The organism is Martelella radicis (genome assembly GCF_014196625.1).
GTDB lineage: Bacteria > Pseudomonadota > Alphaproteobacteria > Rhizobiales > Rhizobiaceae > Martelella > Martelella radicis.
Map to the genome: position 1 here is coordinate 102,794 of NZ_JACIDZ010000008.1, position 14,059 is coordinate 116,852.

General features: G+C 62.9%; 12 protein-coding genes. 9 read left to right on the top strand and 3 right to left on the bottom strand.

Annotated features, from left to right (window positions below):
- Window positions 1-118: 118 nt before the first annotated feature.
- The 9 genes from GGR30_RS12870 to GGR30_RS12910 all read left to right on the top strand — a co-directional run bounded on the left by GGR30_RS12870 (window position 119) and on the right by GGR30_RS12910 (window position 11,097).
- Complete coding sequence (locus GGR30_RS12870; protein ID WP_183486895.1) at window positions 119-1,678, top strand: acetate--CoA ligase; 1,560 nt, start codon at window positions 119-121, stop codon at window positions 1,676-1,678.
- A gap of 36 nt (window positions 1,679-1,714) precedes the next feature.
- Window positions 1,715-2,851: an FAS1-like dehydratase domain-containing protein gene (locus tag GGR30_RS12875; protein ID WP_183486897.1), complete on the top strand. Its 1,137-nt coding sequence runs from the start codon at window positions 1,715-1,717 to the stop codon at window positions 2,849-2,851.
- Between the two features lie 48 nt (window positions 2,852-2,899).
- Window positions 2,900-3,397: a TRAP transporter small permease gene (locus tag GGR30_RS12880; RefSeq protein WP_246413830.1), complete on the top strand. Its 498-nt coding sequence runs from the start codon at window positions 2,900-2,902 to the stop codon at window positions 3,395-3,397.
- 24 nt (window positions 3,398-3,421) lie between these two features.
- Window positions 3,422-4,423: a TRAP transporter substrate-binding protein gene (locus GGR30_RS12885; RefSeq protein WP_183486899.1), complete on the top strand. Its 1,002-nt coding sequence runs from the start codon at window positions 3,422-3,424 to the stop codon at window positions 4,421-4,423.
- A gap of 82 nt (window positions 4,424-4,505) precedes the next feature.
- Complete coding sequence (locus GGR30_RS12890; RefSeq protein ID WP_183486901.1) at window positions 4,506-5,795, top strand: TRAP transporter large permease; 1,290 nt, start codon at window positions 4,506-4,508, stop codon at window positions 5,793-5,795.
- A 57-nt stretch (window positions 5,796-5,852) separates the two neighbouring features.
- Window positions 5,853-7,460: a carboxyl transferase domain-containing protein gene (locus GGR30_RS12895; RefSeq protein ID WP_183486903.1), complete on the top strand. Its 1,608-nt coding sequence runs from the start codon at window positions 5,853-5,855 to the stop codon at window positions 7,458-7,460.
- A 2-nt stretch (window positions 7,461-7,462) separates the two neighbouring features.
- Window positions 7,463-9,451, top strand: coding sequence for an acetyl/propionyl/methylcrotonyl-CoA carboxylase subunit alpha (locus tag GGR30_RS12900; protein WP_183486905.1), 1,989 nt, complete (start codon window positions 7,463-7,465; stop codon window positions 9,449-9,451).
- Complete coding sequence (locus GGR30_RS12905; RefSeq protein WP_183486907.1) at window positions 9,448-10,308, top strand: hydroxymethylglutaryl-CoA lyase; 861 nt, start codon at window positions 9,448-9,450, stop codon at window positions 10,306-10,308. The genes GGR30_RS12900 and GGR30_RS12905 overlap by 4 nt, the downstream gene beginning before the upstream one ends.
- Before the next feature lie 9 nt (window positions 10,309-10,317).
- Window positions 10,318-11,097, top strand: coding sequence for an enoyl-CoA hydratase-related protein (locus GGR30_RS12910; RefSeq protein WP_183486909.1), 780 nt, complete (start codon window positions 10,318-10,320; stop codon window positions 11,095-11,097).
- Between the two features lie 172 nt (window positions 11,098-11,269).
- Here GGR30_RS12910 and rfbA read toward each other — a convergent pair whose 3' ends face one another.
- From rfbA to rfbB, 3 genes are read right to left on the bottom strand one after another with little or no spacing between them, the layout of a single operon-like run.
- The gene (gene rfbA / locus GGR30_RS12915; RefSeq protein WP_183486911.1) at window positions 11,270-12,166 is read right to left on the bottom strand and encodes a glucose-1-phosphate thymidylyltransferase RfbA; all 897 of its coding nucleotides are present in this window, start codon (window positions 12,164-12,166) and stop codon (window positions 11,270-11,272) included.
- Window positions 12,163-13,011 carry a dTDP-4-dehydrorhamnose reductase gene (gene rfbD / locus GGR30_RS12920; protein ID WP_183486913.1) on the bottom strand — a complete coding sequence of 283 codons (849 nt, stop codon included), beginning with the start codon at window positions 13,009-13,011 and terminating at the stop codon, window positions 12,163-12,165. The genes rfbA and rfbD overlap by 4 nt, the downstream gene beginning before the upstream one ends.
- Window positions 13,008-14,051 carry a dTDP-glucose 4,6-dehydratase gene (gene rfbB, locus GGR30_RS12925; RefSeq protein WP_183486915.1) on the bottom strand — a complete coding sequence of 348 codons (1,044 nt, stop codon included), beginning with the start codon at window positions 14,049-14,051 and terminating at the stop codon, window positions 13,008-13,010. Before rfbB ends, rfbD begins: the two co-directional genes overlap by 4 nt.
- Window positions 14,052-14,059 lie beyond the last annotated feature (8 nt).

The following is a 14,059-nucleotide window of genomic DNA, read 5'->3' on the forward strand; positions in this document are numbered from 1 at the left end:
TTCATTGTATATATACAATAAGAATAACATATTGACAATAAGCTAGATGTTTCTCTACCTTTGTCAATGAGCACGGCGGCGGAACAAGCCGCTGTGGAGGAATTGGGAGGAGAGCTGCATGGTCCGGTTGACGGATTTCACGTCCTATGCGGATGCGCAGAAGCACTACAGCAAGGAAGCGCTCTGGGAGCTGTTCGACGGCGACCGGGCACATTTCAACATCGCGCATGAATGTATCGACCGGCATGCCGACGGCGACCGGGTTGCCCTCAGGATCGCCCATGCCGATGGTCACGACGAGATCATCACCTTCGAGGAAATCGCCCGCCGGTCTTCGCAGATCGCGCATTTTCTCAAAGGGAAGGGCATCGGCAAGGGCGACCGCATCGCGGTGATGATCGAGCCGTCCCTGCCATTTTATGCGGCGATCTTCGGGGCAATGAAGCTTGGCGCCGTGGCCGTGCCGCTGTTCACGCTCTTCGGGCCCGAAGGCATCCGCCTCAGGGTCAATGACTGCAAGCCGAAGCTGTTCTTCACCAATGCCGAAAAGGCCGATGATGCGCGCGAGGCGGGGGCCGGGAACGTGACGGTTGCCGACAGCGACCTTCTTGCAAGCCTCGATGATCTTCCCGTCCGGTTCGAATGCGAAACGGCGGGCAATGATCTTGCGGTCCTGCAATACACATCCGGCACGACAAGGCTTCTGCCGGCGGCCGTGGAGCACTCTCACCGTTCCATCGTGACGCTGATGGTGGCAGCGCTCTATGCCACGGGCATCCGTCCCGGCGACCGTTTCTTCTGCCCGTCATCGCCCGCCTGGGGGCATGGCCTGTGGCATGGCACGCTGGCACCGCTGGCGCTCGGTGTGTCGACCGGCACGTTCTCCGGCAAGTTCGATCCGGTCCGCCTCCTGAAGGCGCTGCATGATTTCGAGATCACCAATCTGACGGCCGCCGCCACCCATTACCGGATGATGCGCAATTGCGGCGAGGCGGAGAACTACGACTACTGTTTCGACAAGCTGTCCTTTACCGGCGAGCCGATCGACAGCGAGACCGCGGCCTATGTCGAGCGGGTGTTCGGCACCAAGGTGCGCTCCATGTACGGCACCACCGAGATCGGCGTGATCATCGCCAATTATCCGGGCGCCGACGATCTCGAAGTTCGCGACGGCGCCATGGGCAAGCCGGTCCCCGGTGTCGAGGTCGCCGTGCACCGGCCCGACGGCACGGACTGCGACCCCGGCGAGACCGGCGAGCTGATGGTGCTGAAGGGCGGCGAGTGGTTCCCGACAAAGGATCTCGGCAGGGTCGATGAGGACGGCTATTTCTATCACGGCGGCCGCGCCGACGATGTCATCATTTCCGCAGGCTGGACCATTGGCGCGGTCGAGGTCGAGGACGCGATCCTCAGCCATCCCGCCGTTGCCGAATGCGGCGTGATCGGCACGCCCGACAGCGTGCGCGGCCAGGTCGTCAAGGCCTATATCATTTTGAAGGGCGAGGAGGAGGACGGGCTGAAGCAGAGCATTCAGGATCATGTCCGCGCCCGCCTCGCCCGCCACGAATATCCGCGCCAGATCGCCTTCGTTTCCGAACTGCCAAAGACGCAGGCCGGCAAGGTGAACCGCAAGATCCTGCGGGCGCAGGACCAGGAGAATTTGGCCGCCGCCCGCTAGGCGGCAGCGCGCAATCATCTTCCAAGGAGGAACAAGATGAACGAAATGGTAAGGAAGTTTCCGAAGATCACCGAGGAGGGGCTGGACGATCTGCGCAGCCGCATCGGCGTCAAGATCGGCAAGACCGTCGAGCCCTGGTGCTACGAGGCGACGCGCGACAATATCCGTCACTATGCCCATGGCATCGGTGACGACAATCCGCTGTGGTGTGATCCGGACTATGCGAAGACCACGCGTTACGGCGATGTCATCGCCCTGCCGAGCTTCCTATTTTCCACCAGCCGGATCATTTCCGGCTATGTCGGCGGCCTGCCCGGCGTTCACGCCATGTGGTCGGGCGCCGACTGGAACTGGCACAAGGTCATTCCGCGCAACACCGAACTCAGAACCGAGGCCTATCTGAAGGACCTGATCGAGCACGATACCCGCTTTGCCGGAAAGGCCATCCAGCAGATCTATCACGTCGATTTCTACGACGCGAAGACCGGCGACCTGCTCGCCGATGCCGATAGCTGGTGCTTCCGCACCGACCGCGACCAGGCGCGCGAGAACGGCACCAAATACACCGAGGCCCGCGAACGGGGCAGGCGGGTCTACACGCAGGAAGAGCTCGACTCCTATTACAAATATTACGAGGCGGAAGAAATCCGCGGCAGCAATACGCGTTACTTCGACGATGTCAACGAGGGCGACGAACTGCCGGTGATGGTCAAGGGGCCGATGACGGCAACCGGCTTCATCGCCTATGCGCAAGGCTGGGGCGGGCTTTATATCCGCGCCAACAAGCTTGCATGGAAGCTTCAGCAGAAGCATCCCTCCGCCGGCATCAAGAACCGTTTCGGCATTCCCGATTGCCCCGAACGCGTCCACTGGGAAGAGGAGTTCGCGCTCGAGGTCGGCGCCCCCGGCGCCTATGACTACGGGCCCGAGCGCGCGTCCTGGCTGACCCATCAGGTGACCAACTGGATGGGCGATGACGGCTTCCTGCGCCAGGCGAAGAGCCAGGTGCGGCGTCACAACCCGGAAGGCGACATCATCCTCATTCACGCCAAGGTGGAGCGCAAATATGAGGAGAACGGCCGCCACCTGGTCGAGATCAAGCAGCGGGCGGAGCAGCAGGACGGGGAACTCTCCGCCATCGGCTCGGCCATCGTCGAACTGCCGAAGCGCTGACGCCTCATCGCTTGTGCAAGGCCGCCATCAACCATCTGGGAGGTAAGGTTGAACGTTCTGGGACACATCCTGAAGAAGCTCGAGGATATCCTGCATTTTCTGGGGTGTCTCGGCCTTGTCACCGTGGTCGTTCTGATCAACGCGGACATTCTGCTCCGGCTCATTTTCAAGACGCCGGTGCAGTTCCAGTTCGAGTTCACCGAACTCTACCTGATGCCCGCTCTGGCCACCTTGTCGCTCTCGCGCGTCTTTCGCGAGGGCGGGCATCTGGCGCTCGATTTCATGCCCGAGCGCCTTCCCGGCCTTACCGGTGCGGTGATCGCGAAGTTGCGATTGCTGCTTCCGGCGGCATTCTTCGCCGCCGTCACCGTCATGTCCGGGATCTTCGCCTTTCATGCCTTCGCGGGGAAAGACGTCGAATATGGCGTGTACGACTGGCCGCTCGGCTGGGCCTATGCCGTTGTCCCTCTGGGATGCGGCGTGCTGGTCCTGCGGCTGCTTTTTGACGCTTGCTCAAGGCAGGCGCCGGAGCCGATGCAAACGTAAATTCATTCAAGGGAGGAGAATGAAATGACCATAGCAGCCAAGATTTTCGCCGGGATGGCGAGCATGCTGGTTCTGGGCGCGGCGACCGCCCAGGCGGAGACCCTGAGCCTCGGGGACTTCCAGTCCACCAACCATATCGTTTCCGTCGAGGGTACGACCAAGTGGATGCAGGCGGTCGAGGAGGCGACCGGCGGCAAGATCGATTTCGACCATTTTCCCTCGGAACAGGCCGCCAAGGCCAAGGCGCAGCTCGATGCGGTGAATAACGGCATCCTCGATGCTGCCCTCATCGGCGCGTCCTATCATGCCGAAACCCTGCCGCTGAACTCCGTCGTCGGGCTGCCCGGCTATTACGGTTCGGCCGTTCAGGGCACCAAGGCGCTGCAGGCTATGCTCGCCGAAGGCCCGCTGCGGGATGAGGTCCTCGCCGCAGGCGTCACGCCGATTTTCGGCTTCGTCCTGCCGCCCTATCAGGTTCTCGCCAAGGAGCGCCTCGGCGGTCCGGCCGACTGGGAGGCGCTCGATGTCAGAACCTCCGGCGCGACGCAGGCCATGACGGCGCGCAGCCTCGGCGGCGTCGGCATCTCGATTCCGGGTCCGGAAGTCTACACCGCCGTCGAGCGCGGCCGTCTCGACGCCGTCCTGTTCCCGCTCGCCTCGGTGCCCGGCTACAAGCTGAACGAGGTGGTGAGCCACATTTCCACCAACGGCTCCTTCGGCGGCTACAGCTTCATCATGGTGGTGCGCAGCGATCTCTTCGACAGTCTGGACCCGGACGTCCAGGAGGCGATGATCTCGACCGGCAACGAAATCGCCCTGCATGTAGCAAAGGCCCAGGACGACAGCGTGGATGTGCTGATCGAACAGTGGAAGGCCGACGGCATCGATACCTACAGCTTTACGGACGAAGAACTTGCGGCGCTGCGCGACGACATGGCGCTTGTCACCCAGGACTGGGTCGAGCGGATCGGCGGCGACAAGACGCAGGAAGTGCTTGAGACCTATAGCGAACTGACAAGCCAGTAAGCATCCGCCAAACATCCATCAAACCCGGCCTGCAACCGCCTCCTGTCGCGGCTGCAGGCCACAGGGAGCTTCCGCCCGCACGATGCTGACATTCCTCGTCATCTCCGTTCTTCTGGCCCTGTTCATGGTCTTCCGCATGCCCGTCGCCTTTGCCATGGGGCTTGCAGGTTTCCTGGGGCTTGCCGTGCAACTCGGCCCGAAGCCCGCGCTCTCGGTTCTGGAGCGAACCTTTTTCGACAGCACCTCCTCGTTCATTCTGGTTGCGATCCCGCTGTTCATCCTGATGGCGGAGCTTCTGACGGCGGGGCAGGTGACGCGGCGCGCGATCATTGCCTGCCAGAGCTGGATCGGCCATGTGAAGGGCGGGCTTGCCATGGCGACGATTGCCGCCTCGGTCATCCTGGCCGCACTCGTCGGCAGTTCCACCGCCTCGACGGCGGCCATGGCCGCTTCCGCCTTTCCGGAGATGCGCAATCACAATTACTCGCAGCGCCTCGCCGCGGCCGTCGTCTCCGTCGGCGGAACGCTCGCCGTCGTCGTCCCGCCCTCGATCGTGCTCGTCGTCTATGGCGTGCTGACCGAAACCTCGATCGGCAAACTGTTCATTGCCGGCATCATTCCCGGCCTTCTGACGGCGACGGGCTTTGTCATCGTCATCAAGCTGATCGCCCATCTGACGGATCAGGCCCCGCGCGGCGACAAGTTCAATCTCAAGAAGGCGGCGAAGGACAGCCGCTACGTGCTGCCCATGGGCGCGCTTCTCATTCTGGTGATCGGCGCGATCTATGGCGGGCTTGCCTCGCCGTCGGAGGCCGCCGCGCTCGGCGTCATGGGCTCGCTGATCATCGTCATCGCCCAGCGCACGATCAGCGTCGCGGGCTTTACCAGCTCCGTCTCGCGTTCCGTCCGGGCGACGGTGATGATCGTCGCCATCGTCGCCTGTTCGGCGATCTTCTCGAATTATCTGGCCTTTACCCGCATCACCCATACGCTCCTCGATTTCGTTGCCACCACCGACATGCCGCGCTGGCTGATCATGGCGATCATCATCGTCACGCTTCTGGTCATGGGCATGTTCATGGACCAGCTCGCGATCCTGTCGCTCGCCATGCCGCTTGCCTTCCCGATCGCGCTGGCGCTGGATTTCGACCCGGTCTGGTTCGGCATCGTCGTGACCAAGACGGTCGAGATCGGCCTCCTGACGCCGCCGCTCGGGCTCAATGCCTATGTCGCCGCCGCGCAAACGGGCGTGCCGCTGCGCAAGGTCTTCCTCGGGGTCATGCCGTTTCTGGTCATGGAAATGCTGGTCCTGCTGCTCTTGCTGTTTTTCCCGCAGATCACCCTTTGGCTGCCGGGGCTGATGGCGCGATGAAAAGGCGGTCTGCCGCACCCACCGAAAATGTCTGTCTTGCCGACAGGAGTTGAGTGAATGACGATACTGAAAAGCGCCGTTGACGCGGCAAGTCCCGAATTTGCCGAAAACCGCGCCGCCATGGAGGCGCAGGCAGAGGCGATCCGCGTTGAAGCCGGGCGGATCATGCAGGGCGGCAGCGAGGCCTCGCGCGCGCGCCATCATGCCCGCGGCAAGCTCCTGCCGCGCGAACGCATTGCCGCGCTGCTGGACCCCGGCTCACCCTTCCTCGAGATCGGCCTGTTTGCCGCCAGCGGTCACTATAATGACGAAGTGCCCGCCGCCGGCGCGATCGCCGGGATCGGCAAGGTTTCCGGGCGCGACTGCATGGTGCTTTGCAATGACGCGACGGTGAAGGGCGGCACCTATTTTCCGCTGACGGTGAAGAAACACCTTCGGGCGCAGGAAATCGCCGAAGAAAACGCGCTGCCCTGCCTCTATCTGGTCGACAGCGGCGGCGCCAATCTCAACAACCAGGACGAGGTGTTTCCCGACCGCGATCACTTCGGCCGCATCTTCTACAACCAGGCGCGGATGAGCGCGAAGGGGATTGCCCAGATCGCCGTGGTGATGGGCTCGTGCACGGCCGGCGGGGCCTATGTGCCGGCGATGAGCGACCAGACCATCATCGTGCGCAATCAGGGCACGATCTTTCTCGCCGGCCCGCCGCTGGTGAAAGTGGCGACCGGCGAGGAGATCGATGCCGAGACGCTCGGCGGCGGCGACACGCATACCCGCCTTTCCGGCGTCGCCGATTATCTCGCCGATGACGACCGCCACGCGCTGGCGCTTGCCCGCGAGATCGTCTCGCATCTGGCGCCCGTGCCCTCATCGGGCGTTGCCGTGCGCACGCCCGTCGCGCCGCTTTATCCGCAAGACGAGATCATGGGCGTGGTGCCGGCCAATGAGAAGACGCCCTTCGACGTCCGCGAGATCATCGCCCGCATCGTCGACGGGTCCGAGTTCGCCGAGTTCAAGCCGCGCTACGGCACGACGCTTGTCACCGGCTTTGCCCATGTCGACGGCGTGCCGGTCGGCATCATCGCCAATAACGGCGTCCTGTTTTCCGAAAGCTCGCTGAAGGGCGCGCATTTCATCGAGCTCTGCTGCCAGCGCCGCATTCCGCTTTTGTTCCTGCAGAACATCACCGGCTTCATGGTCGGCTCGAAATACGAGGCGGGCGGCATCGCCAGAGACGGCGCCAAGCTGGTCACGGCCGTTTCCACTGCCGCCGTGCCCAAGGTCACCGTCATCATCGGCGGCTCCTATGGCGCGGGTAACTACGGCATGTGCGGGCGCGCCTTCGGGCCGCGCTTCGTGTGGATGTGGCCGAATGCGCGCATCGCCGTGATGGGCGGCGCGCAGGCCGCAGGCGTGCTTGCCAATGTGAAGCGCGCCGGGATCGAGGCGCGCGGCGGCGAATGGTCCGAGGCCGAAGAGGCGGACTTCAAGCGACCGACGCTTGAGATGTTCGAGCGCCAGTCCAGGCCGCTCTATGCCTCTTCCCGTCTCTGGGACGACGGCATCATCGACCCGCGTTCGACCCGCGATGTTGTAGCGCTGTCGCTGCGCGCGACGCTCAACACGCCCGTTGAGAATACCAAATTCGGCCTGTTCAGGATGTGACGATGCACGCTTGTTTCAAGAAGATACTGATTGCCAATCGCGGCGAGATCGCCTGCCGAGTCATCCGCACGGCCCACCGCATGGGCATGAATACGGTCGCCGTCTATTCCGACGCCGATCGCGAAAGCCTTCACGTCGAGATGGCGGGCGAGGCCGTTCATATCGGACCTTCGCCCGTCGGGGAAAGCTATCTTGTCGGCGAACGGATCATCGCCGCAGCGCTTGAGACGGGCGCGCAGGCGATCCATCCCGGCTATGGCTTTCTCTCTGAAAATCCCGGCTTCGTCGAGGCAGTCGAAGCTGCCGGTCTCACCTTCATCGGCCCGTCCCCCGATGCGATCCGGGCCATGGGACTGAAGGATGCCGCCAAGGACCTGATGGAAAAGGCCGGCGTTCCGGTGGTGCCGGGCTATCAGGGAAGCCGCCAGGAGCTGGCGTTTCTGGCCGAGGAGGCCGAAGGGATCGGCTATCCGGTGCTGATCAAGGCGCGCGCCGGCGGCGGCGGCAAGGGTATGCGCAAGGTCGAGCGGGCAGAGGATTTTGCCGATGCGCTGAAATCGGCCTCCCGCGAGGCGGCAGCCGCCTTCGGCGATCCGCATGTCCTGATCGAAAAGTTCATCACCGCGCCGCGCCATATCGAGGTGCAGGTCTTCGGCGACAGCCACGGCAATGTCGTTCATCTGTTCGAGCGCGACTGCTCGCTGCAGCGCCGCCACCAGAAGGTGATCGAGGAGGCGCCCGCGCCGGGCATGAGCGCTGCGGTGCGCGCGGCGATGACGCAAGCCGCCGTCAAGGCCGCTGAGGCGATCGGCTATCGCGGGGCAGGCACGATCGAGTTCATCGCCGATGGCTCGGGGTCGCTTAGGCCCGACGGGTTCTGGTTCATGGAAATGAACACCCGCCTGCAGGTCGAGCATCCGGTGACGGAAATGATCACCAGCATCGATCTCGTCGAATGGCAGTTGCGGGTTGCCGCCGGCGCGCCTCTGCCGCTTACGCAATCAGAGATAGCCATGAACGGCCACGCCTTCGAGGCGCGGCTCTATGCGGAGGATCCGGCAAGGGACTTCCTCCCTGTGACCGGCCGTCTGGAGCATCTGGAATTTCCGCCCGAGGGCCGCTTCGATACGGGCGTGCGCACGGGCGATGTCATCACCCCCTTCTACGATCCGATGATCGCCAAGGTGATCACCCAGGGAGAAGATCGCGAGACCGCGCTCTCAAGGCTGAGCGCGGCGCTCGATGACACCCATGTCGCCGGGACGGCAACCAATGCGGCCTTCCTGGCCGCGCTCTCCCGGCAGGCGGATTTCGTCGCCGGCACCTTCGATACGGGGCTGATCGAGCGTGAGCTGGCGTCACTGACGGTAGCGGTGGCTCCGGCGGAAGAGCATGTGGCTCTGGCTGCCATTCTGGCGCTCGGGATTGATCCCGACATGCCGCATCTCGGCTGGCGGGCTTTCGGCGAGGCTTTTCACGACGTCCGCCTCACGGCCCGTGATCGCGCCTATGAGCGGTGCCTTTCGCTTGGAAAAGATGGCGTCATGACCCTTTCCGGCGGCGCCGAGCCTGTCACGCTGGCAGAAATCGCCATTGACGACGCATTGATCTCCGCCCGGTGCGGCGCGGCGCGAAGGCGCCTCACGGCGGGGTTCGCCAGGGTTCGCCAGCCGGGCGGCTTGCTGGTTTCGGTGCATCTGAATGGCCGCACGGAAGATTTTCTGCTGGTTGACGAACGCGCCGGCGCGGCGGCGCTGGTTGACGCGACCGATGCCGTGATCGCGCCGATGACGGGAACGATCGTGCAGCTTTCCGTTTCGGCCGGCGACGTGGTCGAGGCGGGCCAGAAACTCGGCGTCATGGAGGCGATGAAGATGGAGACGACGCTTGTCGCGCCGCGTGCGGGCCGCGTGGCCGCCGTCGAATGCAAGGAGGGCGCGACGGTGTCGGACGGGGCGGTGCTGGTGACCTTCGAGGAGGAGACGCCATGAGCGACCACGTTCGCATCTACGAAGTCGGACCGCGCGACGGATTGCAGAACGAGGCCATGCTGATCCCGGCCGTCGCCAAGATCGCCCTGATCGACCTTTTGTCTGACGCGGGGTTTACGAAGATCGAGGCCACCAGCTTCGTTTCGCCCAAATGGGTGCCGCAACTGGCGGACGCCGAAGCGGTGCTTTCCGGCATCAGGCGCAGGCCGGGCACCGACTATGCCGCCCTGACCCCCAACATGAAGGGTTACGAACGGGCGCTGGCCGCGGGCGCGGACGAGGTTGCTGTGTTCGCCTCGGCCTCGGAAGGCTTCAGCAGGAACAACATCAACTGCTCGATTGCCGAAAGCCTCCAGCGCTTCGAGCTTTTGCTGGAGGCGGCAAAAAAGGATGGCATGCGCGTGCGCGGCTATGTCTCCTGCGTCATCGCCTGTCCTTATGACGGACCGGTTGCGCCCGAAGCCGTGCGCGATGTTGCCATGGCGCTTCTCGATATGGGCTGCTACGAGATTTCGCTCGGCGATACGATTGGCGCAGGTACGCCCGAGACCGTCTCGGCGATGCTTGAAGCGGTTCTCCCGAGCCTGCCGGCCAAGCGGCTGGCCGGCCATTTCCACGATACGCGCGACAATGCGCTTGAGAATGTCACGGCCGCGCTCGATCTGGGTCTGCGGGTCTTCGACAGCGCCGTCGGCGGCCTCGGCGGCTGTCCCTATGCACCGGGCGCGAAGGGCAATCTGGCGACGGGGCCGCTGGTCGAACTGCTCGAACGGTCCGGTTTTTCCACGGGCATCGATTGCGACGCGCTCAAGAAGGCCGAGGCCTATCTGCAAACCATCACCCGTGCATCTGCCTGAGGAAAAGCCATGTCCGCGACCTACGAAACGATCTCACTGAACATCGATGACCGGCAGGTGGCGACCGTCAGCCTGGCGCGACCAGAAAAACACAATGCCATGAACGCGACGATGATCGCCGAACTCGCCGCCGTCGCAGCCGCTCTTGCGGAGAATGACGGCGTCAGGGTCGTCGTCCTGCGCGCCGAGGGACGGACCTTTTGCGCGGGAGGCGATCTCTCCTGGATGCGCGCGCAAAGTGAAAAGGACCGTGCCGGCAAGATCGCCGAGGCGCTGACGCTGGCGCGCATGCTGAAGCTCTGGAACGAACTGCCGAAGCCGGTGATCGCCAGGGTTCAGGGGCCAGCCTATGGCGGTGGGCTCGGTCTGATTGCCGTAAGCGACATTGTCGTGGCGGAGGAAACCGCCAGGTTCGCGCTGACCGAAACCCGGCTCGGTCTGATCCCGGCCACGATCGGCCCCTTCGTGGTCAGAAAATTCGGCGAGGCCTTCGCCCGGCAGGTGTTCTTCAGCGCCCGGCCCTTTGGCGTTGATTTCATGCACCGCGCCGGCGCTGTCGCCCGCGCCTGCTCAGCGGGCGATATCGATGCCGCGATCGAAGAAGAGGTGGGTGCCTGCCTCCAATGCGCTCCCGGCGCAGTGAGCGCGGCAAAGGCGCTTTGCATGTCATTGCCGGACATAGATCCGAAGGACGCGATGCGGATATCGGCCGAAGCGCTTGCCGATCGCTGGGAAACCGAAGAGGCCCGGACCGGCATCGCCGCCTTCTTTGACCGCAGGAAGGACTGAGCGTCGATTTTGCCAATCCGACCGTGCAGACAAAGCAGCGGCCCGCGATGTCGACAAGAGCGACGGACCGATCGAAGGTTATCTTTCCGCACAGATGCTGGACCGGGAAGGGCTTGGTGCGCTCTGCGCCAGGCAGAAACGAGGAAATACGGGAAAGTTCACCGGCCAGCCTTCAGCCGACGGGATGTTGTGGCGAGGCTTCGAGAAGGCCAAACAGGAAACGGCCATAGGCGGTCTTCTTGAACTTTTCGGCATGGCTTCGCAATTGATCCCCGTCGATCCAGCCCTGGCGATAGGCGATCTCCTCGGGGCATCCCGATTGCATGCCCTGACGAACGGCAAGCGTGCGAACGAAGTTGCCGGCATCAAGAAGGCTTGAATGGGTACCGGTATCCAGCCATGCATAGCCCCGGCCCATGCGCTCCACGCTGAGCGCGCCGTCCCTCAGATAGCTTTCCAGCAGTGTGACGATCTCAAGTTCACCGCGGGGAGAAGGCTTGACTTCGCGCGCGCGTCTCGGTGCATCGCCATCCAGAAAATAAAGTCCGGTTACGGCATAGTTCGACGGCGGAACCTCGGGTTTCTCGATGATCTCGCTGACCTGGCCCTCACCGTCAAAGGCAACGACGCCATAACGTTCGGGGTCGGCAACATAATAGCCGAACACCGTGCCTCCCTCTTTCCGGCCGTCCGCCTTTGCCAGAATTTCCGGCAGGCCGTGGCCGAAATAGATATTGTCGCCGAGGATCATGGCGGATGGCGCGCCGTCCAGGAAATCCTCAGCGAGAATATAGGCCTGCGCCAACCCGTCGGGAGAAGGCTGTACGATATAGGTGAACGCCATGCCCCATTGGCTGCCGTCTCCCAGAAGCCGCACGAACTGCTCCTGATCTTCCGGCGTCGTTATGATCGCGATCTCGCGGATCCCGCTCAGCATCAGGACTGAAAGCGGGTAATATATCATCGGCTTGTCGTAGACCGGCATAAGCTGTTTGGAGATCGCAAGCGTCAGCGGGTAGAGCCGCGTTCCGGAGCCGCCGGCCAGTATGATGCCCTTCCGTGATGTCATGTTCTCACCTCAAGCTTTGCGATCACATCCTCAAGCTCGGGCTTCCAGTCGGGCCGTGAGAGGCCGAAGACGTTCAGCGACGAACAGTCGAGGCGTGAATTCAGCGGCCGAGCGGCCGGCGTCGGATAGTCGGATGTCGGAATGTCATTGACCCTGACGTTCTTGCCGGCGGTTTCGAAAATGGCCCGGGCGAAATCCGCCCAGCTCACATCCGGGCTTCCCGAAAAGTGATAGATGCCCGACTTTTGCGGTGTGGCGATCAACTGGCGTGCCATCGTCGCGCAGGCCCGTGCGATCGAACGGGCAGACGTCGGTCCGCCGATCTGGTCAGCGACCACATTGAGGCTTTCGCGGGTTTCGGCAAGCCGTAGCATGGTTTTCACGAAATTGCCGCCGAACGACGAAAACACCCAGCTTGTTCGCAAGACCGCAAACGCTGCGCCGGATGCCTGAATGCCCTTTTCTCCCGCAAGCTTGGTGCGGCCGTAGGCGCCGAGCGGCTCCACCGGATAGTCGGGCGGAAAGGGCGTGTCACCATTGCCGTCAAAGACGTAGTCCGTGGAGATATGAACAATGGGAATGCCGAGCGTTGCGCAAGCCTCGGCCATGGCGGTCGGAGCATCGCCATTGACGATCATGGCCCTGTCTTCGTCGTCCTCGGCCTTGTCCACCGCGGTATAGGCGGCAGCGTTGATGACGGCGTCGGGACGCGTCGACAGGATATGCTCGGCGCAGGCCTGCGGATCCGAAAGATCGGCATCATCGCGCGAAAGAAACCGCGCATCCGCGATGATCGCCTGGAGTTCGCAGGCCACCTGGCCGGATTTTCCGAATACCAGGATCATGATTTCGCCCCCAGTCTTTCCCCCACGCCCTTGCGGCTCAGCAGGTTTCGCCACCAGTCCTCGTTGTCGAGATACCACTGGACCGTTCTTTCAAGGCCCTGCTCGACGGAAACGGAAGGTTGCCAGCCGAGTTCGGTGCGCACGCGGGTCGGATCGATCGCATAGCGCATGTCATGACCGGGACGATCCGTCACGAATGCGATCTGATCGGCATAGGAGCCGGATGCAAGCGGCCGGCTCCGATCCAGGATCGCGCAGATGGTGTTGACGAGTTCGAGGTTGGTGCGTTCGTTCTCGCCGCCGATATTGTAGCTGCGGCCGGGCTTGCCCCGACGGACAACGGTCAGGAGTGCGTCGGCATGATCTTCGACATAGAGCCAGTCGCGAATATTCTCGCCCTTGCCGTAGACCGGTATCGCTTTGCCCGCCAACGCGTTGAGGATAACGACCGGGATCAGCTTCTCCGGAAAATGATAAGGTCCATAGTTATTCGAACAATTGGTGATCAGCACCGGCAGGCCATAGGTCTCGTGCCATGCGCGAACCAGATGATCCGATGCCGCCTTGGACGCCGAATAGGGCGAGCGCGGATCATAGGCGCTGTCCTCGGTAAACATTCCCGTCGGGCCAAGCGAGCCGAACACTTCATCCGTCGAGATATGGTGAAAGCGGAATTCCGACGGCCGGCCTTCGGCTACCCAATAGCTGCGGGCTGCCTCGAGCATGTTATAGGTACCGTTGATATTGGTCTCGACGAAGTCGCCGGGACCATCGATGGAGCGGTCGACATGGCTTTCGGCCGCCAGATGCATGACGGCGTCCGGCCGGTGTTGCGCGAAGATGCGGTCAAGAGCTGCCCGGTCACGGATATCGGCGTGCTCGAAAACGTAGCCCGGATCGTCGGAAACGCTTTTTACATTATCGAGACAGGATGCATAGGTCAGGGCATCGAGATTGACGACGGCATAGCCTTTGGCAATGGCCGCGCGAACCACGGCTGAACCGATAAAACCGGCGCCACCGGTGACGAGGAGTTTCATGCTGGTCC

Bases quoted from the DNA above. Each gene is read 5' to 3' on its own strand.
- GGR30_RS12900 (WP_183486905.1), top strand. From the start codon at position 7,463: ATGCACGCTTGTTTCAAGAAGATACTGATTGCCAATCGCGGCGAGATC.
- GGR30_RS12910 (WP_183486909.1), top strand. From the start codon at position 10,318: ATGTCCGCGACCTACGAAACGATCTCACTGAACATCGATGACCGGCAG.
- GGR30_RS12875 (WP_183486897.1), top strand. From the start codon at position 1,715: ATGAACGAAATGGTAAGGAAGTTTCCGAAGATCACCGAGGAGGGGCTG.
- GGR30_RS12885 (WP_183486899.1), top strand. From the start codon at position 3,422: ATGACCATAGCAGCCAAGATTTTCGCCGGGATGGCGAGCATGCTGGTT.
- rfbD (WP_183486913.1), bottom strand. From the start codon at position 13,011: ATGATCCTGGTATTCGGAAAATCCGGCCAGGTGGCCTGCGAACTCCAG.
- rfbB (WP_183486915.1), bottom strand. From the start codon at position 14,051: ATGAAACTCCTCGTCACCGGTGGCGCCGGTTTTATCGGTTCAGCCGTG.
- GGR30_RS12905 (WP_183486907.1), top strand. From the start codon at position 9,448: ATGAGCGACCACGTTCGCATCTACGAAGTCGGACCGCGCGACGGATTG.
- GGR30_RS12890 (WP_183486901.1), top strand. From the start codon at position 4,506: ATGCTGACATTCCTCGTCATCTCCGTTCTTCTGGCCCTGTTCATGGTC.
- GGR30_RS12870 (WP_183486895.1), top strand. From the start codon at position 119: ATGGTCCGGTTGACGGATTTCACGTCCTATGCGGATGCGCAGAAGCAC.
- GGR30_RS12895 (WP_183486903.1), top strand. From the start codon at position 5,853: ATGACGATACTGAAAAGCGCCGTTGACGCGGCAAGTCCCGAATTTGCC.
- rfbA (WP_183486911.1), bottom strand. From the start codon at position 12,166: ATGACATCACGGAAGGGCATCATACTGGCCGGCGGCTCCGGAACGCGG.